This is a genomic window from Luxibacter massiliensis (assembly GCF_900604355.1).
In the GTDB taxonomy this organism is placed as follows: domain Bacteria; phylum Bacillota; class Clostridia; order Lachnospirales; family Lachnospiraceae; genus Luxibacter; species Luxibacter massiliensis.
Genome location: NZ_UWOE01000002.1, coordinates 1 through 18,441 on the forward strand (window position 1 = coordinate 1; position 18,441 = coordinate 18,441).

19 protein-coding genes and 2 pseudogenes are annotated in these 18,441 nt (G+C 48.5%); 9 read left to right on the plus strand and 12 right to left on the minus strand.

What is annotated here, in order from left to right; translation table 11 throughout:
* Positions 1-232: 232 nt before the first annotated feature.
* The 7 genes from EFA47_RS17890 to EFA47_RS17925 form a co-directional block, all read right to left on the minus strand.
* Positions 233-1,843 carry a recombinase family protein gene (locus EFA47_RS17890; RefSeq protein ID WP_117536987.1) on the minus strand — a complete coding sequence of 537 codons (1,611 nt, stop codon included), beginning with the start codon at positions 1,841-1,843 and terminating at the stop codon, positions 233-235.
* Between the two features lie 111 nt (positions 1,844-1,954).
* Positions 1,955-2,143 (minus strand): transposon-encoded TnpW family protein, encoded by a 189-nt coding sequence (locus EFA47_RS17895; protein ID WP_002569233.1) that lies wholly within the window; start codon positions 2,141-2,143, stop codon positions 1,955-1,957.
* Positions 2,140-2,997: an ATP-binding protein gene (locus EFA47_RS17900; protein ID WP_006859737.1), complete on the minus strand. Its 858-nt coding sequence runs from the start codon at positions 2,995-2,997 to the stop codon at positions 2,140-2,142. The genes EFA47_RS17895 and EFA47_RS17900 overlap by 4 nt, the downstream gene beginning before the upstream one ends.
* On the minus strand, positions 2,994-3,743 hold the full coding sequence (locus tag EFA47_RS17905; protein ID WP_006859736.1) for a phage replisome organizer N-terminal domain-containing protein: 750 nt from the start codon (positions 3,741-3,743) through the stop codon (positions 2,994-2,996). Before EFA47_RS17905 ends, EFA47_RS17900 begins: the two co-directional genes overlap by 4 nt.
* On the minus strand, positions 3,733-3,945 hold the full coding sequence (locus EFA47_RS17910; RefSeq protein WP_005927784.1) for a hypothetical protein: 213 nt from the start codon (positions 3,943-3,945) through the stop codon (positions 3,733-3,735). Before EFA47_RS17910 ends, EFA47_RS17905 begins: the two co-directional genes overlap by 11 nt.
* Before the next feature lie 184 nt (positions 3,946-4,129).
* A complete protein-coding gene (locus EFA47_RS17920) occupies positions 4,130-5,752 on the minus strand; it encodes a relaxase/mobilization nuclease domain-containing protein (protein WP_117566072.1) in 1,623 nt (540 codons plus the stop codon).
* Positions 5,724-6,119 (minus strand): plasmid mobilization protein, encoded by a 396-nt coding sequence (locus EFA47_RS17925; RefSeq protein WP_109056364.1) that lies wholly within the window; start codon positions 6,117-6,119, stop codon positions 5,724-5,726. The genes EFA47_RS17920 and EFA47_RS17925 overlap by 29 nt, the downstream gene beginning before the upstream one ends.
* Positions 6,120-6,195: 76 nt before the next feature.
* On the opposite strand from EFA47_RS17925, the gene EFA47_RS20290 reads away from it, so the two are divergent.
* Complete coding sequence (locus tag EFA47_RS20290; protein WP_006858065.1) at positions 6,196-6,330, plus strand: hypothetical protein; 135 nt, start codon at positions 6,196-6,198, stop codon at positions 6,328-6,330.
* Between the two features lie 375 nt (positions 6,331-6,705).
* Here the strand turns inward: EFA47_RS20290 and EFA47_RS17930 are convergent, their stop codons facing one another.
* Together EFA47_RS17930 and EFA47_RS17935 are read right to left on the minus strand one after the other, a co-directional pair.
* A complete protein-coding gene (locus tag EFA47_RS17930; RefSeq protein ID WP_006858003.1) occupies positions 6,706-6,906 on the minus strand; it encodes a helix-turn-helix domain-containing protein in 201 nt (66 codons plus the stop codon).
* Positions 6,899-7,180, minus strand: coding sequence for a sigma-70 family RNA polymerase sigma factor (locus EFA47_RS17935; RefSeq protein ID WP_330411767.1), 282 nt, complete (start codon positions 7,178-7,180; stop codon positions 6,899-6,901). Before EFA47_RS17935 ends, EFA47_RS17930 begins: the two co-directional genes overlap by 8 nt.
* A 587-nt stretch (positions 7,181-7,767) precedes the next feature.
* Here EFA47_RS17935 and tet(W) point away from each other — a divergent pair.
* Both tet(W) and EFA47_RS17950 read left to right on the plus strand, forming a co-directional pair.
* Complete coding sequence (tet(W), locus tag EFA47_RS17945; RefSeq protein ID WP_002586627.1) at positions 7,768-9,687, plus strand: tetracycline resistance ribosomal protection protein Tet(W); 1,920 nt, start codon at positions 7,768-7,770, stop codon at positions 9,685-9,687.
* Positions 9,688-9,737: 50 nt separating this feature from the next.
* Positions 9,738-10,505 (plus strand): class I SAM-dependent methyltransferase, encoded by a 768-nt coding sequence (locus EFA47_RS17950; protein WP_002586626.1) that lies wholly within the window; start codon positions 9,738-9,740, stop codon positions 10,503-10,505.
* Here the strand turns inward: EFA47_RS17950 and EFA47_RS17955 are convergent.
* Positions 10,506-11,030: pseudogene (locus EFA47_RS17955) on the minus strand (IS110 family transposase); the annotation flags it as partial.
* Between the two features lie 387 nt (positions 11,031-11,417).
* Here EFA47_RS17955 and tet(40) point away from each other — a divergent pair.
* On the plus strand, positions 11,418-12,638 hold the full coding sequence (tet(40), locus tag EFA47_RS17960; protein WP_024407615.1) for a tetracycline efflux MFS transporter Tet(40): 1,221 nt from the start codon (positions 11,418-11,420) through the stop codon (positions 12,636-12,638).
* Positions 12,639-12,780: 142 nt separating this feature from the next.
* On the opposite strand, the gene EFA47_RS17965 is transcribed toward tet(40), so the two are convergent.
* A complete protein-coding gene (locus EFA47_RS17965; protein ID WP_003505404.1) occupies positions 12,781-12,921 on the minus strand; it encodes a Maff2 family mobile element protein in 141 nt (46 codons plus the stop codon).
* Positions 12,922-12,988: 67 nt separating this feature from the next.
* Positions 12,989-13,252: pseudogene (locus EFA47_RS17970) on the minus strand (VirD4-like conjugal transfer protein, CD1115 family); the annotation flags it as partial.
* A gap of 151 nt (positions 13,253-13,403) precedes the next feature.
* Between EFA47_RS17970 and EFA47_RS17975 the strand changes: the two are divergent.
* From EFA47_RS17975 to EFA47_RS17995, 5 genes are read left to right on the plus strand one after another with little or no spacing between them, the layout of a single operon-like run.
* The gene (locus EFA47_RS17975) at positions 13,404-13,601 is read left to right on the plus strand and encodes a helix-turn-helix domain-containing protein (protein ID WP_015559857.1); all 198 of its coding nucleotides are present in this window, start codon (positions 13,404-13,406) and stop codon (positions 13,599-13,601) included.
* Positions 13,594-14,265, plus strand: coding sequence for a response regulator transcription factor (locus EFA47_RS17980; protein WP_015559856.1), 672 nt, complete (start codon positions 13,594-13,596; stop codon positions 14,263-14,265). Before EFA47_RS17975 ends, EFA47_RS17980 begins: the two co-directional genes overlap by 8 nt.
* Positions 14,262-15,449, plus strand: coding sequence for a sensor histidine kinase (locus tag EFA47_RS17985; RefSeq protein ID WP_122644602.1), 1,188 nt, complete (start codon positions 14,262-14,264; stop codon positions 15,447-15,449). Before EFA47_RS17980 ends, EFA47_RS17985 begins: the two co-directional genes overlap by 4 nt.
* A gap of 60 nt (positions 15,450-15,509) precedes the next feature.
* Positions 15,510-16,190, plus strand: a complete 681-nt coding sequence (locus EFA47_RS17990) for an ABC transporter ATP-binding protein (protein WP_122644603.1) — start codon at positions 15,510-15,512, stop codon at positions 16,188-16,190.
* A gap of 4 nt (positions 16,191-16,194) precedes the next feature.
* Positions 16,195-18,393 carry an ABC transporter permease gene (locus tag EFA47_RS17995; RefSeq protein ID WP_122644604.1) on the plus strand — a complete coding sequence of 733 codons (2,199 nt, stop codon included), beginning with the start codon at positions 16,195-16,197 and terminating at the stop codon, positions 18,391-18,393.
* Positions 18,394-18,441 lie beyond the last annotated feature (48 nt).

The window sequence follows — 18,441 nt, forward strand, 5'->3', positions numbered from 1 at the left end:
GTTCCTGTTCCCATTATATCAAAGTTCTTGCCATTCCACAAACATTTCTTGACACAACCGCCGGTTCCGTCTGGATTGTGCTTTTCCTTTCTTTTCTTGATTACATCTACTTAGCCATAAGCTGTTTCATGCCCTGCGACTTTATTGATGTGCGATAAAGAAGTAATAGAAGTGTAAAAAATTTTGCCGTTCCTATCCGGCACTTAGCTCTTGTGTCGGATAGGTCGGGCGGTTATTCGGGCAAGTCCACCTTGCCAACAAAAGAATAATAAATCTCAATGTCCTGTCTGCGGGTCTTGTTCTCGTCATAGCTGCACTCATGCACAACGATTTTCTCTACAAACTCCCGCAGCAGAGTAGGGGTAAGTTCTTCAAAGCTGGTATGCCGCCGGACAACATTCATAAACTTTTCTGCGTTCACGGTGGCTTCCTGTGCTTTGGAAAGCTCCGCTTGGATAGCGGCGGCTCTTTCTTTCAGCTCCCGTTGTTCTGCTTCATAGTCTGCCGACAGCTCTGTGAAACGCTCGTCTGATATGCGCCCGGTCACACTGTCCTCATACAGCCGCTTGAAGATAGCGGATAACTCGGCTATGCGTTTCTCGGTGGCTTCCAGCTCCTTTTTCTTGGCGGCGTTCCTGCGCTTGCCCCCGTCCTCGTTCTGCTCAATCAGGAGCTTCATAAACCGGGCTTCATGCTTTGCCGCATAGCTGGTCACTTTCCGCAGATTGGAGAGTACACCAGCGGTCAAGAGGTCGGTGCGGATAAAGTGCGCCGTACAGTCATGGGTGCGTTTCTTGTAGTTGCCGCAGATATAACAGTCCTGCTTGCGCTTGTCCGTCTGGTATCGCTGCTGATACATCACACTGCCGCAGTCTGCACAGAACAGTATGCCGGAGAACAAGCCCACTTCATCATAGCGGTTGGGGCGTTTGCGCTGCTTGCGAAGCTCCTGCACCCGTTCCCATGTTTGGGTGTCTATGATAGGCTCGTGGTGGTTCTCGAATATCGCTTGCTTTTCCTCCGGGTTTTCTACGCTGTGCTTGACTTTGTAAGAGAGTTTTTCCGTCTTGAAGTTTACCAGGCAGCCCGTGTATTCCCGGTTTTCAAGGATATGCACAACGGTATTGGTCGCCCACTTGCACTCATAGCCGGGGTGGTAGCGGCGGGTGCTGCCCGTCCTGCGGTATTCCAGCGTCCCCGGCGTGGGGATTTGCTGCTCTGTGAGCATACGGGCTATCTTGGTCGGACCGTTCCCGGCAAGGCAGAGGTTGTATATCTGCTTAACTACGGGTGCAGCTTCCTCGTCAATAATGAAATTTTCGTCCTCGTCCATGAGGTAGCCATACACAGGTTTGCTTGTGATGGGCTTGCCACTCATACCTTTTGAGCGTTTTACTGCTTTGATTTTCTTGCTCGTATCTCTCACCAGCCATTCGTTAAAGATATTCCGCAGCGGGGCAAAGTCATTGTCGCCCTGTGCGCTGTCCACTCCGTCATTGATAGCGATGAAGCGGACGCCTTTCTGTGGGAAAACCATTTCCGTGTACATTCCCACTTGCAGGTAGTTTCGCCCTAACCTCGACATATCCTTTACGATAACTGTCCCGACTTTTCCGGCTTCAATGTCCGCAAGCATGGCTTGAAAACCGGGTCTTTGAAAGTTTGCACCAGAATAACCGTCGTCCGTGTACCAGCGCAGATTGGAAAAGCCGTTCTGCTTTGCATAGGTTTCAAGGATACGCTTCTGATTGGAAATGGAATTGCTCTCGCCTTGCAGCTCGTCCTCATGGGAAAGTCTTGGGTAAAGGGCGGTAATTGGTTGTTGGTTGGTCTGTCTTAACATAAAATCCTCCGTTTCCGACAGCCAGCCCCACTATTCCGTACCTTGATTGTACCACATGGGGCGGCTGTCTGTATAGCGGCAAAAGCGTCAAATCTGCTTCTTTATGGTCGGTCAAATCGCCGTTTTTTGTGTAGCAGCTTCCGCTTCCAGCACTTTCATCATCTTGTCGGCTGCGGTGTCGGTTGCGCCCTGCTTGAAGAATCCGGAAACGGTAAGGACGGAGTTGCCCATGCGGATTTCCGTTACACAGTCCGGGCGGCGGTCTGTTTTGGTGGTGCTTGTCTGTTTGGTTTCTGTCATAGGCTCTCCTTTCGCTGCTTCGTCAGTTGCTTTAATCGTTCCAGCTTTTCCTGTGCGGTTTCCTTTCGGAAATTGCTGCCCGTGAAGCGGACGGGGGCGCACATGGAAGTCAGCCTGTCATAGATACGGGCGTGGGGCGTGTCCTGCGGGTGCTGCAATTCCTCCAGCGTGAGGTTGGTCGTGGCGATCAGCGGCTTGCTGCTTCGGTAACGACTGTCAATCACGCTGTAAACCTGTTCCAGCCCGTATTCTGTCCCTCGCTCCATACCGAAATCATCAAGTATCAGCAGGGGATAGCTGCAAAGGCGGGAAATATATTCGTTCCTGCCCTCAAAGCTGGCAGCAAGGTCATTGAGTATTGTTGCAAAGTTTGTCATACAGACGGCAACCTCTTTCTCCATAAGGGCGTTGGCGATACAGGCGGCAAGGTAGCTTTTTCCTTTCCCCACGCCGCCCCAAAACAGGTAGCCGATATTTTCAGCCTGCATGGTTTCCCAGCTCTCCACATAAAAGCGGGCGGTTTCGGTCTGCGGGTTTCTGCCGTTGTCATGCTCAAATGTCCAGTTCCGCATAGCAGGGTCGGTAAAGCCCCGGCGTTTCAAGTCCTCCACTTTTTCAAGGTGCTTCTGTCTGCTTTCAGCGGCTTCCCGTTTTTCACGGGCTGCCCGCTGGCAGTCGCACTCTGCCGGGTGTCGGTCATGCCCTAACCATTGGGCGGTTTCTTTTGAAAAGTAGGCTTCTTTGGGCGTATGGCACTTGCCGCAGTATAAAAGCCCGTCCTCGCCTGTGTAGTCCTCCGCTTCGGCGGTAGTGGCTGTAATGTCCGTAATCATAGCTTCAATCTCGTTTCTCATAAGCTCTCACCCTCCTTGCATGAATAATCGGGTATGCCCTGTTTCGGGGCAGCCTTGCCTTTGGCAGCGTCCTCCTGCGCCCACTTGTAAATGGTGGCTGCATGGCTGTGGTACTGCTTCCCGGTGGAAGCGATATGGCAGGAAAGCCGGTCAATATAATACTCCCACTTGTCGGGCAGCTCTGTTTTCAGCCCGGAAAGCTCTGTATCGGTCAGTATCACATTGTTGTATCTGCCATAAGCGGCGGGGGCGGGGTGTCCCGTTTCTCCCTCTCTCTCTTTTTCTATCTCTATCTCTTTCTCTAACTCTATCTCTATCTCTGGTGGACGAATGTCGGACAAATGTCCGCCTTTTGTCCGAGACGGTAAAAGTGCCTTGTTTTCCAGCCTTGCAGCCCGTTTTCGCTCGGCTTCGGTAGAGGACTGTCCTATCATCAGCTCAATATCGGTCATATAAAAAGCCCCGCTGTCAAGCTGCTCCACAAGCCCCAACTGCCGGAAAATCTCTAAAGCCCTTTCAACCGTCCCTATCTGGTGGCGGGTCAGTGTCGCTATCATCTGCGCTGTGTAGGGGATATGCTCGTCAAGCTGCAACTTCCCGCCGTTTTTCAGCGATTTTAAGTACAGCTTCAAGAGGATATTGGAATATAAAATCCCGTCTTTCATATCTTCCAGCAGCACAATGGAGTCGCTGTCAAAAAAGTTCTCTTTCAGCTTGAGGTAGTAATACTTGCGGTTATCTGCCATTGTCCCTGTCCTCCTTTTTCCGGCGTTTGGAGTAGTAGCGGGGGCAGAGTATGATAACCGCCCGGAAGCTCTGCTTGCAGCTATGGGTACAGCCCCGGCAGAGGTCGTTGTATGTGATACGGTCGCAGGTGGTATTCCCGACTTTCACTTGCCGCAGGAAAAAAGACCATTCCAGCCGCCGTTTCTTGCTCATTCTTGGCATGGGTGCGCTCCTTTCTGCCGTTTCCGCTGGTGTGACGGTATCGGCGGTAATTCTGTATCATCTCGGTATCATTTTCGGGGTTTTTCTGCCCTGTAAGCCCGTTAAAAAATCCTTTGGTATTGCGGATAGGGTACGGGGCAGCCCCCTTGTTCTGTATGGGTTCGGGTACATTTGGGGGCGGTTTTTATCGCTCCTGTTCCTGCTTTTTCACAGGCTTGCGTTCCCTGCGTAAAATCTGGTCGATATTGCCCTTGACAGTCTGTAAGCGGCGGTATTCCTCCCGTTTTGCCCGGTAATCGTTGTAGCCGCTGTTTTTCTCTTGGATAAGGCTTTCAATCTCGGCTTGCAGGGCTTTATAGCCCGGCAGCTTGGAAATGCCGTTTTCTTTGAAATAGCGGGCGGCTGCGTCTGCTATGATAAAGTCGCTTTCGTGCTTCTGTCGGTAGGCTGCTTTTGCTTTGGCGTTTTTCTGCTGTTTCAGCCCGTCCCGGACAGGGCGGGTCTTGGAATAGGCAAGCACCTGCCGTTGCAGCTCCTTTTTCCCGTCCAGCGTCTTTTCCACCTGCTTCAGCTCTGTAAGGCTTTCCTGCATGGCGGCATAGGCAGCAGAGCAGGCTTCGTCCAGTTCCTCCGGGGAAGAAAAGCCGTACTGCTGGTAGGCGGTAACGGTAGCCGCCATTTGCTTTAGATTGTACTTTGCCGCCCAGCGGTCATAGCCCACGCCCTTGCCCTCGGCTCGCTTGGCTTCCCGGTCAACCATGCGCTGCAAGGTGTTGTCTGCCGGGGTGGTTTTTGTGGGTTTTTCCCCTTGTGACGGCTTTTTAACTGCGACAGGGTATTCGGGTATGGCTTTGGTCTGTTTGGCGGCTCTGTGGGCGTTCTGTGTAAGCAGGGCAAGGACAGCAGCCTTGTCAAAATCGTCCCCAAGCTTCCGGGCTGTGATAGGCTTTGTCCTGTCCGGCGTGAGGTAGGAAAGCCGCCCTCGGCTCTCCTTGACGGTCACGCCCTCCCGCAGCAAAAGGGAAGAAAACTCGTCAAAGCTGGTAGCTTGGGAAAGTGCCTGCCGTATCGTCCGGCGCAGCTTCGCCTTGTCCGTTTCAAACTTGGTGGGCTTGGTCGGCTGTCCGGCGGCTTCTCTGGTGGCGTTCTCTTTATCAAGGGCAAGCTGCCCTTTCTTTGCCGCCCAGTACTCTCGTTCTGTTATCCGTTCCTTGCTACCGTTCAAGAGGTCGATTTGGTAAAGCCCCTCCCGGTGGCACATCTCCATGACTTCACTCTTGAAATATTCCATAGCGGCATTGGTGCAGCGGTGCTTGCAGCCCGCCCTTGTGTCGGCTGGTCTGTCCATGTAGGGCAGAAGCGGGACTTCATAAATTCGCAGGGAGTTGATGACGATATGCACATGGATATTGCCGCTGTGGTTATGCCCGTCCGGGTGGGTGCATACAAGGGCTTGGTGTCCGGGGAAATGCTCTTTACAGAACTTCTCGCCCAGCTCCTGCGCCTGGTCTACGGTCAAGCCGTTGTCTGTCCCGTCCCGTGGGTCAAAGCTGATGATATAGTGGTGGCTTTTCACATCTTCCCGTTTTTGATTTTTCTCATAGCGGAGATTCGCCCGCATACAGGCAACAGCGAAATCCTCGCCCCCGCAGTTGAGGGAAGAAATGCGGTAATCCTCCCTCGGTATCAGCCGCCCGTTTCCATCAAGGGTGGGCTTCATGGTAAACTCGTCATGCTCAAATGTGAGGTAGGCTTCCGCTGCGCCATAGTCGGCATTTTTAGAGCTGATATGTTTGAATGTTGCCAACAGCGTCACCCACTTTCTGCAAGATTTCAAACTTTAGGGCAGCAAGGTCGGAAACCGCCGCCCGTACCTCCCCGGCAAGCTGCGGGTAGGGGCTGTGCCACTCGTTCAGCGTCCGGGCTATCTGGTTTAAGTTGCCGCCGATCCTGCCGTATTCGGCGGTCAGCTTCCCAACAGCGGCAAGCAGCTCATCATTGACGGGAGAAACGGTTATGATGGGGCGTATGGCTGCCCCGGTTATGGCTTGCCGGATAAACTCGGCTTGGCTCATGTTGTAGGCAGAAAGCCTTTCTGCAAACTCGGCGTATTCTTCCTCGGTCATGCGTGTTTTGACTACCCGGCTGCGGTGCGGTGTGTTGTATCGTTTCATGGTCGACAGACCTCCTTTCTGTGTATGGTGTCCTCTCACTAATAGGAGAAAAACAGGGTGTGAAGCGGAACTGTTTTTGAAAAATCCGAAAAAATATTTTGAGGGATTTTTAAGCGGCGTAAGCCGCATGGCAGGGTTTGGGGAAGGCACTCCCCAACAAGATTCCCGCAGGGGCAAAATGAGCGATAAGCGAATTTTGGTACTGCGGTAGAATCTTGCTCTAAGAAACTGCCGGACTGCCGTTCACTTCCTACTGCCACTTTTTCAGAAAATCTATAACCAGCTTTTTCATAAAAGGCTGCGGGCTGGCGTTCTTCCTCTTACTCCCTACAACACCGCAAAAAGCAAAAATGACGGACTTTCCGGCAAGAACTTTTCCGGCGGCTCGGTCTTTCCCGACAATAAGGCGTTTCGGAAGCTGCGTTTTGCCCGCTGTCTAAAAAAAACGGCAGCCTTTTTTGGTTTCACTATCTAATACGGAACTTTTGGAAATTTGCCAAAAATGAGCGCAAAAAAAGCAGCAAATCTTTTTCGGATTTACTGCTTCATGTGCCGCTGCGGGGCGGCGGGATATTCAGTTTCTATGTTATCGGTCAAGCCGGAACTTGAACAGGCTTTCAATCAGCTTTGTTCTGATGTAGTCCTCCATATCAGAGTTGTAATAGCCGTTCATCTTAGAGAAGTAGCGGATATATCCAGCGTATCGGTCAAGGACGGCTTGTATCGCTATGGGGTCGCCCTCATGTGCCTTTATGATAGTGTCATAGGGGAGAAGTCGGTTACTCATGGGACAGCACCTCCATTTCCTCTTTCAGCCGCTTCAAGGCAAGCCGTATATGCCGCCCGATTGTGCTGCGTGTCCAGCCGCTTTGTTCTCCGATTTCTTTCTGCGTCAAGTGCTGAAAGTAGTACAAAAAGATTTCTTCCTGCGTCTGTTCCGGCAATCGGGCAAGAGCAGCCGCAAGAGAATGCTCATGTACGGTAAGGAAGCAAGCAACCGAAAACAAGAGATAGACCGCCAGCACTACACTATTCCGAACCAAAGACCAAAAGATAAGCATTGTGGGAAAATCTAAACTTTTGGATTTTCCTACAATGCCAACTACGGCGGAATCCCTCCCACTCCTTATATCTTTCTGTATACATTGAATTTGTATTTAGTAAAATGCAGACAACACCACGGATCGGCTTTTGGTTGGACAATTCCAACCAAACACCACAGCAGACAGCAGAAAACATTCTGAACGCTAGGAAGCCGGTATGATTGTTACATATAAGGGGAAGAAAAATTTCTTTTAGGTACTTGCTTTCCTAAAACTGATGTGATACAATGATTAAAACTGATGTGATACAATGATTTAATCCAGAAAAGGAGTAAAAAATATGCGGCAAGGTATTCTTAAATAAAACTATAATCAAATAGTGGGAACAAAGGATTATGATAGCTCCTTTTGTAGGGGCTTAGTTTTTTGTACCCAATTTAAGAATACTTTTGCCTTATCAATTTTGACATATCCCCAAAAACAGCAATCACAAACAGGTGTATGCTGTATATGTGTATGTCCGCAACTTATAATCCCCAGTGGTAAAAGTATTTTACTGCTGGGGATTTTTATGCCCTTTGGGGCTGTAAAGGGAGGACAATCACATGAAAATAATCAATATTGGAATTCTTGCCCATGTAGACGCTGGAAAGACGACCTTGACGGAGAGCCTGCTATATGCCAGCGGAGCCATTTCAGAACCGGGGAGCGTCGAAAAAGGGACAACGAGGACGGACACCATGTTTTTGGAGCGGCAGCGTGGGATTACCATTCAAGCGGCAGTCACTTCCTTCCAGTGGCACAGATGTAAAGTTAACATTGTGGATACGCCCGGCCACATGGATTTTTTGGCGGAGGTGTACCGCTCTTTGGCTGTTTTAGATGGGGCCATCTTGGTGATCTCCGCTAAAGATGGCGTGCAGGCCCAGACCCGTATTCTGTTCCATGCCCTGCGGAAAATGAACATTCCCACCGTTATCTTTATCAACAAGATCGACCAGGCTGGCGTTGATTTGCAGAGCGTGGTTCAGTCTGTTCGGGATAAGCTCTCCGCCGATATTATCATCAAGCAGACGGTGTCGCTGTCCCCGGAAATAGTCCTGGAGGAAAATACCGACATAGAAGCATGGGATGCGGTCATCGAAAATAACGATGAATTATTGGAAAAGTATATCGCAGGAGAACCAATCAGCCGGGAAAAACTTGCGCGGGAGGAACAGCAGCGGGTTCAAGACGCCTCCCTGTTCCCAGTCTATCATGGCAGCGCCAAAAATGGCCTTGGCATTCAACCGTTGATGGATGCGGTGACAGGGCTGTTCCAACCGATTGGGGAACAGGGGGGCGCCGCCCTATGCGGCAGCGTTTTCAAGGTTGAGTACACCGATTGCGGCCAGCGGCGTGTCTATCTACGGTTATACAGCGGAACGCTGCGCCTGCGGGATACGGTGGCCCTGGCCGGGAGAGAAAAGCTGAAAATCACAGAGATGCGTATTCCATCCAAAGGGGAAATTGTTCGGACAGACACCGCTTATCAGGGTGAAATTGTTATCCTTCCCAGCGACAGCGTGAGGTTAAACGATGTATTAGGGGACCAAACCCGGCTCCCTCGTAAAAGGTGGCGCGAGGACCCCCTCCCCATGCTGCGGACGACGATTGCGCCGAAAACGGCAGCGCAAAGAGAACGGCTGCTGGACGCTCTTACGCAACTTGCGGATACTGACCCGCTTTTGCGTTGCGAAGTGGATTCCATCACCCATGAGATCATTCTTTCTTTTTTGGGCCGGGTGCAGTTGGAGGTTGTTTCCGCTTTGCTGTCGGAAAAATACAAGCTTGAAACAGTGGTAAAGGAACCCTCCGTCATTTATATGGAGCGGCCGCTCAAAGCAGCCAGCCACACCATCCATATCGAGGTGCCGCCCAACCCGTTTTGGGCATCCATAGGACTGTCTGTTACACCACTCTCGCTTGGCTCCGGTGTACAATACGAGAGCCGGGTTTCGCTGGGATACTTGAACCAGAGTTTTCAAAACGCTGTCAGGGATGGTATCCGTTACGGGCTGGAGCAGGGCTTGTTCGGCTGGAACGTAACGGACTGTAAGATTTGCTTTGAATACGGGCTTTATTACAGTCCGGTCAGCACGCCGGCGGACTTCCGCTCATTGGCCCCGATTGTATTGGAACAGGCATTGAAGGAATCGGGGACGCAGCTGCTGGAACCTTATCTCTCCTTCATCCTCTATGCGCCCCAGGAATACCTTTCCAGGGCTTATCATGATGCACCGAAATACTGTGCCACCATCGAAACGGCCCAGGTAAAAAAGGATGAAGTTGTCTTTACTGGCGAGATTCCCGCCCGCTGTATACAGGCATACCGTACTGATCTGGCCTTTTACACCAACGGGCGGAGCGTATGCCTTACAGAGCTGAAAGGATATCAGGCCGCTGTCGGTCAGCCGGTCATCCAGCCCCGCCGTCCAAACAGCCGCCTGGACAAGGTGCGCCATATGTTTCAGAAGGTAATGTAAAGATACATAATCGTCAAGACGGCAACAATCAGAAGTTATGGAGGGTAACAATGGAATATAGTAAGGAAGATTTAATGGAAGCAAAAAAGCAAATTTGGGGAGTGGGAGAGAACATGGGAACAGAGGAAAGTAAAAAAATCTGGGAGGAGAACGCACAATTTTGGGATAATGCAATGGGTGACGAATCTAATGAATTTCACAGAGAGGTAGTGCGTCCCAAAGTAACGGAACTTCTATCTCCTAATCCTGCGGATTACATTTTGGATATTGCGTGTGGCAATGGAAATTATTCTTCGTATCTTGCACAAAGAGGCGCTTCGGTTGTCGCTTTTGATTACAGCAAAAAAATGATAGAATTGGCTAAAAGACGGCAATCACAATATGCAAAACAAATTGAATTTTGTGTGGCGGATGCGACCGATAGAAAAAGTATATTAGAATTAAAAAGAAATCGAGCCTTTACGAAAGCAGTTTCTAATATGGCAATTATGGATATTACGGATATTGAACCACTTCTTATGGCTGTTTATGAACTGTTGCAGGAAAGCGGAATTTTTGTCTTTGCAACGCAACACCCTTGTTTTGTCACGTTGACTGAAAAATATATGACACCGCACAGTTACTATGATATAGCGATTGAAGGGCAACCGAAAGAGCAGATTTATTATCATCGTTCCATACAAGATATTTTTAACCTTTGTTTTAGAGCTGGATTTGTCATTGATGGATTTTATGAAGAATGTTTTAAAACCAACAAAGAAATTCCTATGGTAATGATAGTAAGGCTTAAGAAGGTAAAACGTGATAGCTTAAAATAAATTCAAGTTGAGTTCCGCATGAAGCTTCAATACGATGGCGGATTGCAGGTCCTTGAAATAATAGTAGTCACGCACGAGATTGCGCAGGTCAATGATTGCGTCATCCGGGACAATGGAAGCCTTAAGGGAGGCATCCAGGCCGACTTTAGCAGCTTTTTTTGAATCAAATTTATCATTATGCAGTTTCCTGACGTTCATATTTGTGCTATTCTTAGTAATGATAGGATTAATGACGGCGCAGTCAAAACCCTTATCACGAAGGAAGCACAGGAGTGGGATGTGGTAGATCCCGGTGGATTCAAGGAAGCAGCGGCTTTCAAGAGAATACATCTCCTGGGCTTCCTTTATTTTTGAGATGGCAAGCTCACGGGACTGCGGATCAGAATGAATGATCTTAAAAGGCTTACCGATGAGGATGCCATTGGGGAGCATGATAGACATCCAGGTGAAGTCTGCGCCGACATCAAACCCGACAGAGAGATAGGGGATGCTTTCAGGCATCTTGAGTACTTTTTGATAGTGCATAGTAATATCCTTTCCGGCAGGCATCCAATTCCAAAGGGTGGATACACAACCTAGCGGCTTATACAGGTATAGCCTGAGGCTTCCCAACCAGCCAAAACATAAATCACCACCGAAAGGATTGACAGACTTTCTAAGAGGTATCGCCAGCCAGAAGGCCGGCTCCCAAGGAGGAAACGTCAATGATCCTGCCTTCAGTGATTATACCTCTATATTTTGTCTGGTGCATTAAGGAAACCTCAGACACGGTAAATATGTCCTATAACTTCTGATGGAGGGGGAACTCCTCCTTCCGTTATATCTATATAGATTTATTAGATTGGACTTTGTAACTATTAACCAGTAGTCGTTCTTGACTACACCATTATTATACTAGGAGGATGTAACTTCATGTTTGCTAAAAATTCAAAGGCATATTCTGTCTACCTGCTGTTCCGATTTGTCTGTTCCCTGGCGGTTTCTATGTCCACAGTGCTTTCCATCGTGTACCACCTGGAGGTGGTGCAGCTGGATGCTTTCCAGCTTGTCCTGGTAGGGACGGTTCTGGAGACCTCCTGCTTTCTGTTCGAGATACCCACCGGTGTGGTGGCGGATTTGTATAGCCGTCGGCGCTCGGTGCTGATTGGAATGTTCCTCTACGGCCTGGGCTTTCTGATGGAGGGTGCGCTACCGTGGTTCGCGCCGGTTCTGCTGGCCCAGGTTGTCTGGGGTTGCGGTGATACCTTCATCACCGGCGCTCTGGAGGCGTGGATTGCCTCGGAGGAAGAGGACAAACCCATAGACAAGGTGTTCCTGCGGGGCAGTCAAATGGGGCAAATCGGCGGCGTTCTGGGCGTGGTGCTGGGCACACTGCTGGGAAACATAAACCTGCAAATGCCTGTCATCTTGGGGGGCAGTTTGTGCTTGTTGTTGGGGCTGGTGATGGTTCGCATCATGCCAGAAACCAACTTCTCCCCTGCTATTGAGGAACGGCAGGGCTTGCTTAAAGACTTTGTCTGCCTGTTCAAGCTCAACCTGGGCTTTGTGAAAGGCGCACCTGTGTTGCTGGCGCTCTTAGCAATCACACTATGCGGGGGACTTGCCAGTGAAGGCTTTGACCGGCTCTCCACCGCTCATTTTCTGGATGACACGGTAATACCCGTTATCGGGCCGCTGAACAGCGTCACTTGGTTCGGTGTTATCAGTCTTATCGGCAACGGCTTAGGTATTCTGGCTTCTCAGTTGCTCATCGCCCGCATGGAGAAAAAAGGGACTGTCAGCCGAACCAGTGTGGTCATGTCCACCAGCGCCGGGTATATCCTGTGCCTGGTTCTCTTCGCGGTGGGGCGGAGCTTTTGGTTCATGTTGTTGGTGTTCCTGCTGGCGGGGCTTATGCGCACCATCAAGGAGCCTGTGCTGGCCGCCTGGATGAACGACCATGTGGATGAGAAAATGCGCGCCACAGTCTTTTCCACCAGCGGACAGCTGGACTCTTTCGGGCAGATCATCGGCGGGCCTATTGTGGGGCTGGTAGCCCAGCAGGTGTCCATACCCTGGGGGCTGGTCTGTACCGCTTTCCTGCTGTTGCCCGCGCTGTTCTTAGTGCCGGTGGCGGGAAAGAAGCGGGATTGATATGGCATAGTTAAGTTTACTGACGAGCGGGAGATTACTTCCGCTCGTCTTCATTTAGTAGCGCAAAATTTGAGGACTCTTTATTTCCTTATTCGGTATAGCGGAGGCGGCTGTCAATTCGACATAATTTTCTTGTGATACTTTACCGTACATGAGCATTCGCGCCGGGGTTATCGTTGCCGTACCCCTCCATGAGGTTAATGCCGCCCCAAATGCCAAGTCCTGCGCCAAGCGCGATTACCAAAGTCTGCAATACGTCAACTGCGCTGTTGAAAAAATCCATATAAACCTCGCTTTCTGCCGCTAAAACGGCTCAAAAAATGTTGTTGGAAATAAAAATGCCGCCGTTTTTATTCGGCGGCTGCGTCCTCGTCGGACAAATCTATTTCGTATATGTCAAAGGGTTCGTCGGGCTTTACGATTGCCGGACGGGTGGACATATACCGTTCAACGTCAAAAGCGTTTTTCTTGTCGAAGTCGGAAAGGTATTTGTAGTTCGGGTGCTGCGTTATATCGTACTTATCGCTGAAAAAGGGGCGCACGCCGCGCAACTGCAAAATACATTTTCCTCCGTCCATAACTGCGATTTCGTCCTGTGTCATCAACTCTTTGCCACAATGTCAAGTGACGAATTAAAAAAGGTAGCCACTATCAAAGAATTTCTCTTTGTGGCTACCATTCTGATAACTTTTCAGCCTGTCTCGTACTGCTTAACTTGTATTATTCGAGAGTACGAATTATAATATGGCAGTACGGAGGTGCAGTATGGATTACATGACTTTGAAAGAAGCAAGCAAAATTTGGGGAGTAACACCTCGTTGGATAAATTACTACTGTTCCGCAGGGCGCATTCCAGGTGCAGAAAAAATGGGGACGATCTGGCTTATCCCTAAGAATGCAACAAAACCATTAGACGGACGGAGAAAATCTGCCAGGCAATCAGGAGGAGAACATCATGATTGAAGTTTATTATGCAGAAGATGATGAAATGATTGGCAAATCTGTAAAAGAATATTTGGAACAGCAGAATTGCAAAGTGAGTGTTTTTGATAGGATTGCCGATGCCAAGAAAGCGTTGATCGGTCATTTGCCTACAATCGTCTTGCTGGACTGGAATATGCCGGACGGACAAGGCAATGAATTGTGCCTTTGGATTCGGGAAAGATGGAAAACCCTGCCTATTATCTATTTGACAGTTCGCGGTGATTCCCATGACATTGTTACTGGCTTCCAAAATGGGGCGGATGATTATGTGGTAAAACCCTTTGACCTTGTTGTTCTGTATTCTCGTATTCTGGCGCTGTTACGGAGAACCGAGGGCGTAACCCACACAAAACTATTCTGCGATGACTTGATTTTGGATAAGGAGAAAACGGCTGTCTATAATGGGCAGAAAGAAATCGTTGTAAGCCAGCCGGAGTACCGAATTCTCCTGATTCTGATGGAAAACAAGGGAAAAACGATCACCAGAAACCAGTTATTAGAGCAAGTTTGGGATCGCAGCGGGAACTATGTAAATGATAATACGCTGACGGTCACAATGAAAAGGCTACGGGAAAAGCTGAATCATCCAGCCTGCTTAAAAACGATCCGAAGTTTTGGCTACCGTATGGAGGACACACAATGAGCGAAAAATGGAAACAAAAAACACTTCTGATTTTTCCGTTTGCTGTTCTTGCGGCAGGCATGATACTTACCGCCGCTTTCTTCCTGCACACGTACCGGCAGATTGCATTTGAACACACTTCGGCATTATGCGAAACCATATTGGAAAATTCTCCTGAAGCCGAGCCGCAGCTATTAGCGGCTCTGAAAGACTATTATTCATTGACCGAACAAGAACTCAGAGACAACGATTATCTGGAGAAATACGGATACCGGGCCGATGATTTTTGCTATGATTTCCCGCTGGATACAGTGCTTTTTTCGATTATATTTTTCCTTGTGACCGCTTGTGCTTTTGGGGCCGGAATCTTTCTGTCCCGCAGAAAAAATCGAAAGAGGATTGATGATTTGACCGAGTATTTGGAGCAGATCAATATCGGTGCTGGCGGGACATTGATACAAACGAAGGAAGATGAATATTCCCATTTGCAGGACGAGATATACAAAACTGTCACGATGCTTTATCAAACAAGAGAAACGGCAGTTGCCGCAAAGAAAAATTTTGCAGAGAACCTGGCTAATATCGCACACCAACTGAAAACGCCGATCACAGCGGCCTTTTTGTCGTTGCAGCTTATGGAAAAAGAGATTCCGGGGGCTCACACAGAACAGGTCAAACAGCAGTTGAAGCGATTAAATCGTCTGGAAGAATCCTTGCTTATGCTTTCCAAAATTGATGCTGGAACGCTGCCGCTAAAGCGGGAAAAGGTCGATCTTTATACGGTATTAAATCTGGCAGCAGATAATCTGAACGATCTATTGCGGAAAAATTGTATTACTGTTGACATTCCAGAAAATGGCTGTATTGAATTTTGGGGAGATTTAGAGTGGACAATGGAAGCACTCATCAATCTCATAAAGAATTGTATGGAACATTCCAAACCGGACGGCGTAGTCCATTGTGACTACTCAGGCAATCCTCTCTATGTAGAAATTCGGGTATGGGATGACGGGGCGGGCTTTGACACAGAGGACTTACCGTATCTTTTTGATCGTTTTTACCGGGGCCGGTGTGCGGTTGGAGATGGAATTGGAATTGGCCTGGCTCTTACCCGTTCCATTTTTGAATTGCAGAACGGAACCATAACCGCCTGTAATTTGCAAAATGGCGGTGCTTGTTTTGAAATAAGGATATACAGTCACTGAGATGTCACTTTACTTTGTTATACTGTACGTAAAACCATTCAGTAGAGAGGAGAAAGTGACATGGAAATACTAAAATGTGAAAATGTCCGAAAGGTATATGGCTCTGGAAACAATCAAGTTGTGGCATTGGATCACATTGACCTGTCCGTACAAAAAGGGGAATTTGTAGCAATCGTAGGGGCATCCGGTTCAGGAAAATCCACCTTGTTGCACATTTTGGGAAGTGTGGATAAGCCAACAGAAGGGAAAGTCCTTATCGAGGGAACAGAATTATCTGCCATGAACCGAACACAGGCAGCCATTTTCCGGCGTAGAAAGGTCGGGCTGGTTTATCAGTTTTATAATCTTATCCCCACCCTTACCGTCCGAAAAAATATTCTCATGCCGCTCCTGTTAGACAAGCGCAAACCCAATAAAGAATACTTTGAGCAGATTGTACATTCGCTGGGAATCGAAGATAAACTGGAAGCACTGCCCAGCCAACTATCCGGCGGGCAGCAGCAGCGTGTTGCCATCGCTCGTTCTTTGATTTATCGTCCGGCGCTCTTGCTTGCTGATGAACCGACCGGCAACCTGGATCGGAAAAACGGAGATGAAATCATTGACTTGCTGAAATTATCTAACCGTAACCTAGAACAGACGATTCTTTTGATTACCCATGATGAAAAGATTGCACTGGAGGCGGATCGTATTATCACCATAGAGGATGGGAAGATCATCAGCGATCAGAAACGGAGGTAAGGATATGTGGAAAGACTATTCGATAGGATTCATCAAAAAGAATCGGGCTTCCAGCGTATCCGTTCTGGTGGCGGCGTTTATTTCTGCTCTGTTTCTCTCTTTATTGTGCGGTTTGTTTTATAATTTCTGGAACTATGAAATAGAATCCGTTGTTTTAGAAGAAGGAAACTGGCAGGGACGCATCAGCGGGGCGCTCGAAGAAGATGAATTGTCCGAAATTGAAAATTTCGCCAATGTAAAAACGGTGGCAATCAATGAGGATTTATCAGACGAACAAACTCTTGTAGTCGATATTTGCTTTGATGACATGAGGGCTGTGTATCAGGATATGCCTCTTATCGCCCAGCAGTTAGGCGTTCCTGAAACTTCCGTATCGTATCATGAATCGCTGTTGTCAAGTTATTTTATCAACGATCCACAGAACAGCAATCCGCCCTTATTGATGGCTTTTTATCTCTTTGTACTCCTACTTGTATCGGTGTCTTTGATTTTAATCATTCATAACTCGTTTGCTGTTTCGATGAATGCCCGTGTACATCAGTTTGGCATCTTTTCCAGCATTGGGGCGACACCGGGGCAAATTCGTACCTGTCTTTTACAGGAAGCGGCGATGCTTTGTGTACTTCCTATATTGCTCGGAAGTTTTGTCGGAATCGCTTTGACTTTCGGGGCCATCCAAGCAGTCAATATCCTCGCCGATGGTATTGTCGGCAGGCATGAAGCTGCCTTTACCTATCATCCGCTCGTGTTTGCAGTCACGATTCTGACCTCGTTTTTGACGGTGCTGATTTCTGCCTGGCTGCCAGCCAGAAAATTGAGCAAGATAACCCCACTGGAAGCCATAAAAAACACTGGGGAATTGCAGCTAAAACGGAGAAAAAAATCCCGTATTCTTGCGCTTTTATTTGGAACCGAAGGGGAACTTGCCGGGAATGCGCTGAAAGCACAGAAGAAATCTCTGAGAACCGCTACGCTGTCATTAACCCTTTCTTTTCTGGGCTTTGCTCTCATGCTGAGTTTTTTTACTCTCTCTGGAATCAGTACAAACCATACCTATTTTGAACGCTACCAGGATGCCTGGGATGTGATGGCAACGCTTGAGGACACAAAGATCGAGGACTTTTCTCATACGGAAGAAATCCATGCTTTAACTGATACAGACAGTGTGATTTATCAAAAGGCAACCGCCGTTTGTTCTGTTCCAACGGACGCTGTCAGCGAAGAAGTAAAAAGTCTGGGAGGCCTTGAAACAATCGCCGGAAGTAATGTCAGTATGGTGGATGGGATTTATACCATTCAGGCTCCTATTGTAATCATGGATGATAACAGCTTTGCCATGTACTGTGAGCAGATTGGCGTTTCTTCAGCGGAAAACGGGAGCATTGTTTTGAATCGTATTTGGGACAACATAAACAGCAATTTCAGATACAAGGAATACGTTCCGTTTTTATCCGAGAACCAGGATACGATGACTTTGCAAAACCTGGAAGATGCGGCTGCGTCTGTGGAGATCCCGGTTTTGGGCTTTACACAGGAACCACCGGTTTTGAGAGAAGAATATGATAGCTATGCTTTAGTCCAATTTGTGTCCCTTTCCACCTGGAAACAAATCGGAGGGACGATTGGAAATGCTGAGCCAGACACCTATATCCGCATTCTTTCAGAAAAAGAGAGAACCCTGACAGAACTGAGTATGATTGAAACCGAGTTGACGAACGTGCTGGGGCATGACATTTCTTTTGAGGTAGAAAACCGGATTCAGGAAAAGATAGACAACGATGCTATGCTGAACGGATACAAACTGATAATTGGGGCGCTGTGTGTGCTGTTGGCTTTCATAGGGATTGCTAACGTATTTTCCAACACGCTGGGATTTATCCGGCAAAGGAAAAGAGAATTTGCGAGATATATGTCCATTGGCATGACGCCAGAAGGTATGCGAAAAATGTTTTGGATCGAAGCCCTCGTTATAGCGGGCCGCCCCGTACTGATCACGCTGCCGATTACGGCTGTGTTTGTGTGGTTGATGATAACGGCAAGCTACCTGAATCCAATGGAATTTTTGACAGTGGCTCCCATCGTTCCCATCCTACTTTTTATCGTGGCACTTTTTGGCTTTGTCGCACTGGCCTATTACCTGGGCGGCAAGAAAATTCTGAAATGCGATCTGGTAGAAGCACTGCGAACTGATTATATGGGATAATACTATCGTTCAGACAAGTTGCTTCATCCACAACACAAAAGCCCCATC

What these genes read in the sequence shown, in the direction of transcription:
- EFA47_RS17890 (WP_117536987.1), bottom strand. Translation starts at nt 1,843, where the DNA reads ATGTTAAGACAGACCAACCAACAACCAATTACCGCCCTTTACCCAAGA.
- EFA47_RS17895 (WP_002569233.1), bottom strand. Translation starts at nt 2,143, where the DNA reads ATGACAGAAACCAAACAGACAAGCACCACCAAAACAGACCGCCGCCCG.
- EFA47_RS17900 (WP_006859737.1), bottom strand. Translation starts at nt 2,997, where the DNA reads ATGAGAAACGAGATTGAAGCTATGATTACGGACATTACAGCCACTACC.
- EFA47_RS17905 (WP_006859736.1), bottom strand. Translation starts at nt 3,743, where the DNA reads ATGGCAGATAACCGCAAGTATTACTACCTCAAGCTGAAAGAGAACTTT.
- EFA47_RS17910 (WP_005927784.1), bottom strand. Translation starts at nt 3,945, where the DNA reads ATGCCAAGAATGAGCAAGAAACGGCGGCTGGAATGGTCTTTTTTCCTG.
- EFA47_RS17925 (WP_109056364.1), bottom strand. Translation starts at nt 6,119, where the DNA reads ATGAAACGATACAACACACCGCACCGCAGCCGGGTAGTCAAAACACGC.
- EFA47_RS17930 (WP_006858003.1), bottom strand. Translation starts at nt 6,906, where the DNA reads ATGAGTAACCGACTTCTCCCCTATGACACTATCATAAAGGCACATGAG.
- EFA47_RS17935 (WP_330411767.1), bottom strand. Translation starts at nt 7,180, where the DNA reads ATGCTTATCTTTTGGTCTTTGGTTCGGAATAGTGTAGTGCTGGCGGTC.
- EFA47_RS17950 (WP_002586626.1), top strand. Translation starts at nt 9,738, where the DNA reads ATGGAATATAGTAAGGAAGATTTAATGGAAGCAAAAAAGCAAATTTGG.
- EFA47_RS17965 (WP_003505404.1), bottom strand. Translation starts at nt 12,921, where the DNA reads ATGGATTTTTTCAACAGCGCAGTTGACGTATTGCAGACTTTGGTAATC.
- EFA47_RS17975 (WP_015559857.1), top strand. Translation starts at nt 13,404, where the DNA reads ATGGATTACATGACTTTGAAAGAAGCAAGCAAAATTTGGGGAGTAACA.
- EFA47_RS17980 (WP_015559856.1), top strand. Translation starts at nt 13,594, where the DNA reads ATGATTGAAGTTTATTATGCAGAAGATGATGAAATGATTGGCAAATCT.
- EFA47_RS17985 (WP_122644602.1), top strand. Translation starts at nt 14,262, where the DNA reads ATGAGCGAAAAATGGAAACAAAAAACACTTCTGATTTTTCCGTTTGCT.
- EFA47_RS17990 (WP_122644603.1), top strand. Translation starts at nt 15,510, where the DNA reads ATGGAAATACTAAAATGTGAAAATGTCCGAAAGGTATATGGCTCTGGA.
- EFA47_RS17995 (WP_122644604.1), top strand. Translation starts at nt 16,195, where the DNA reads ATGTGGAAAGACTATTCGATAGGATTCATCAAAAAGAATCGGGCTTCC.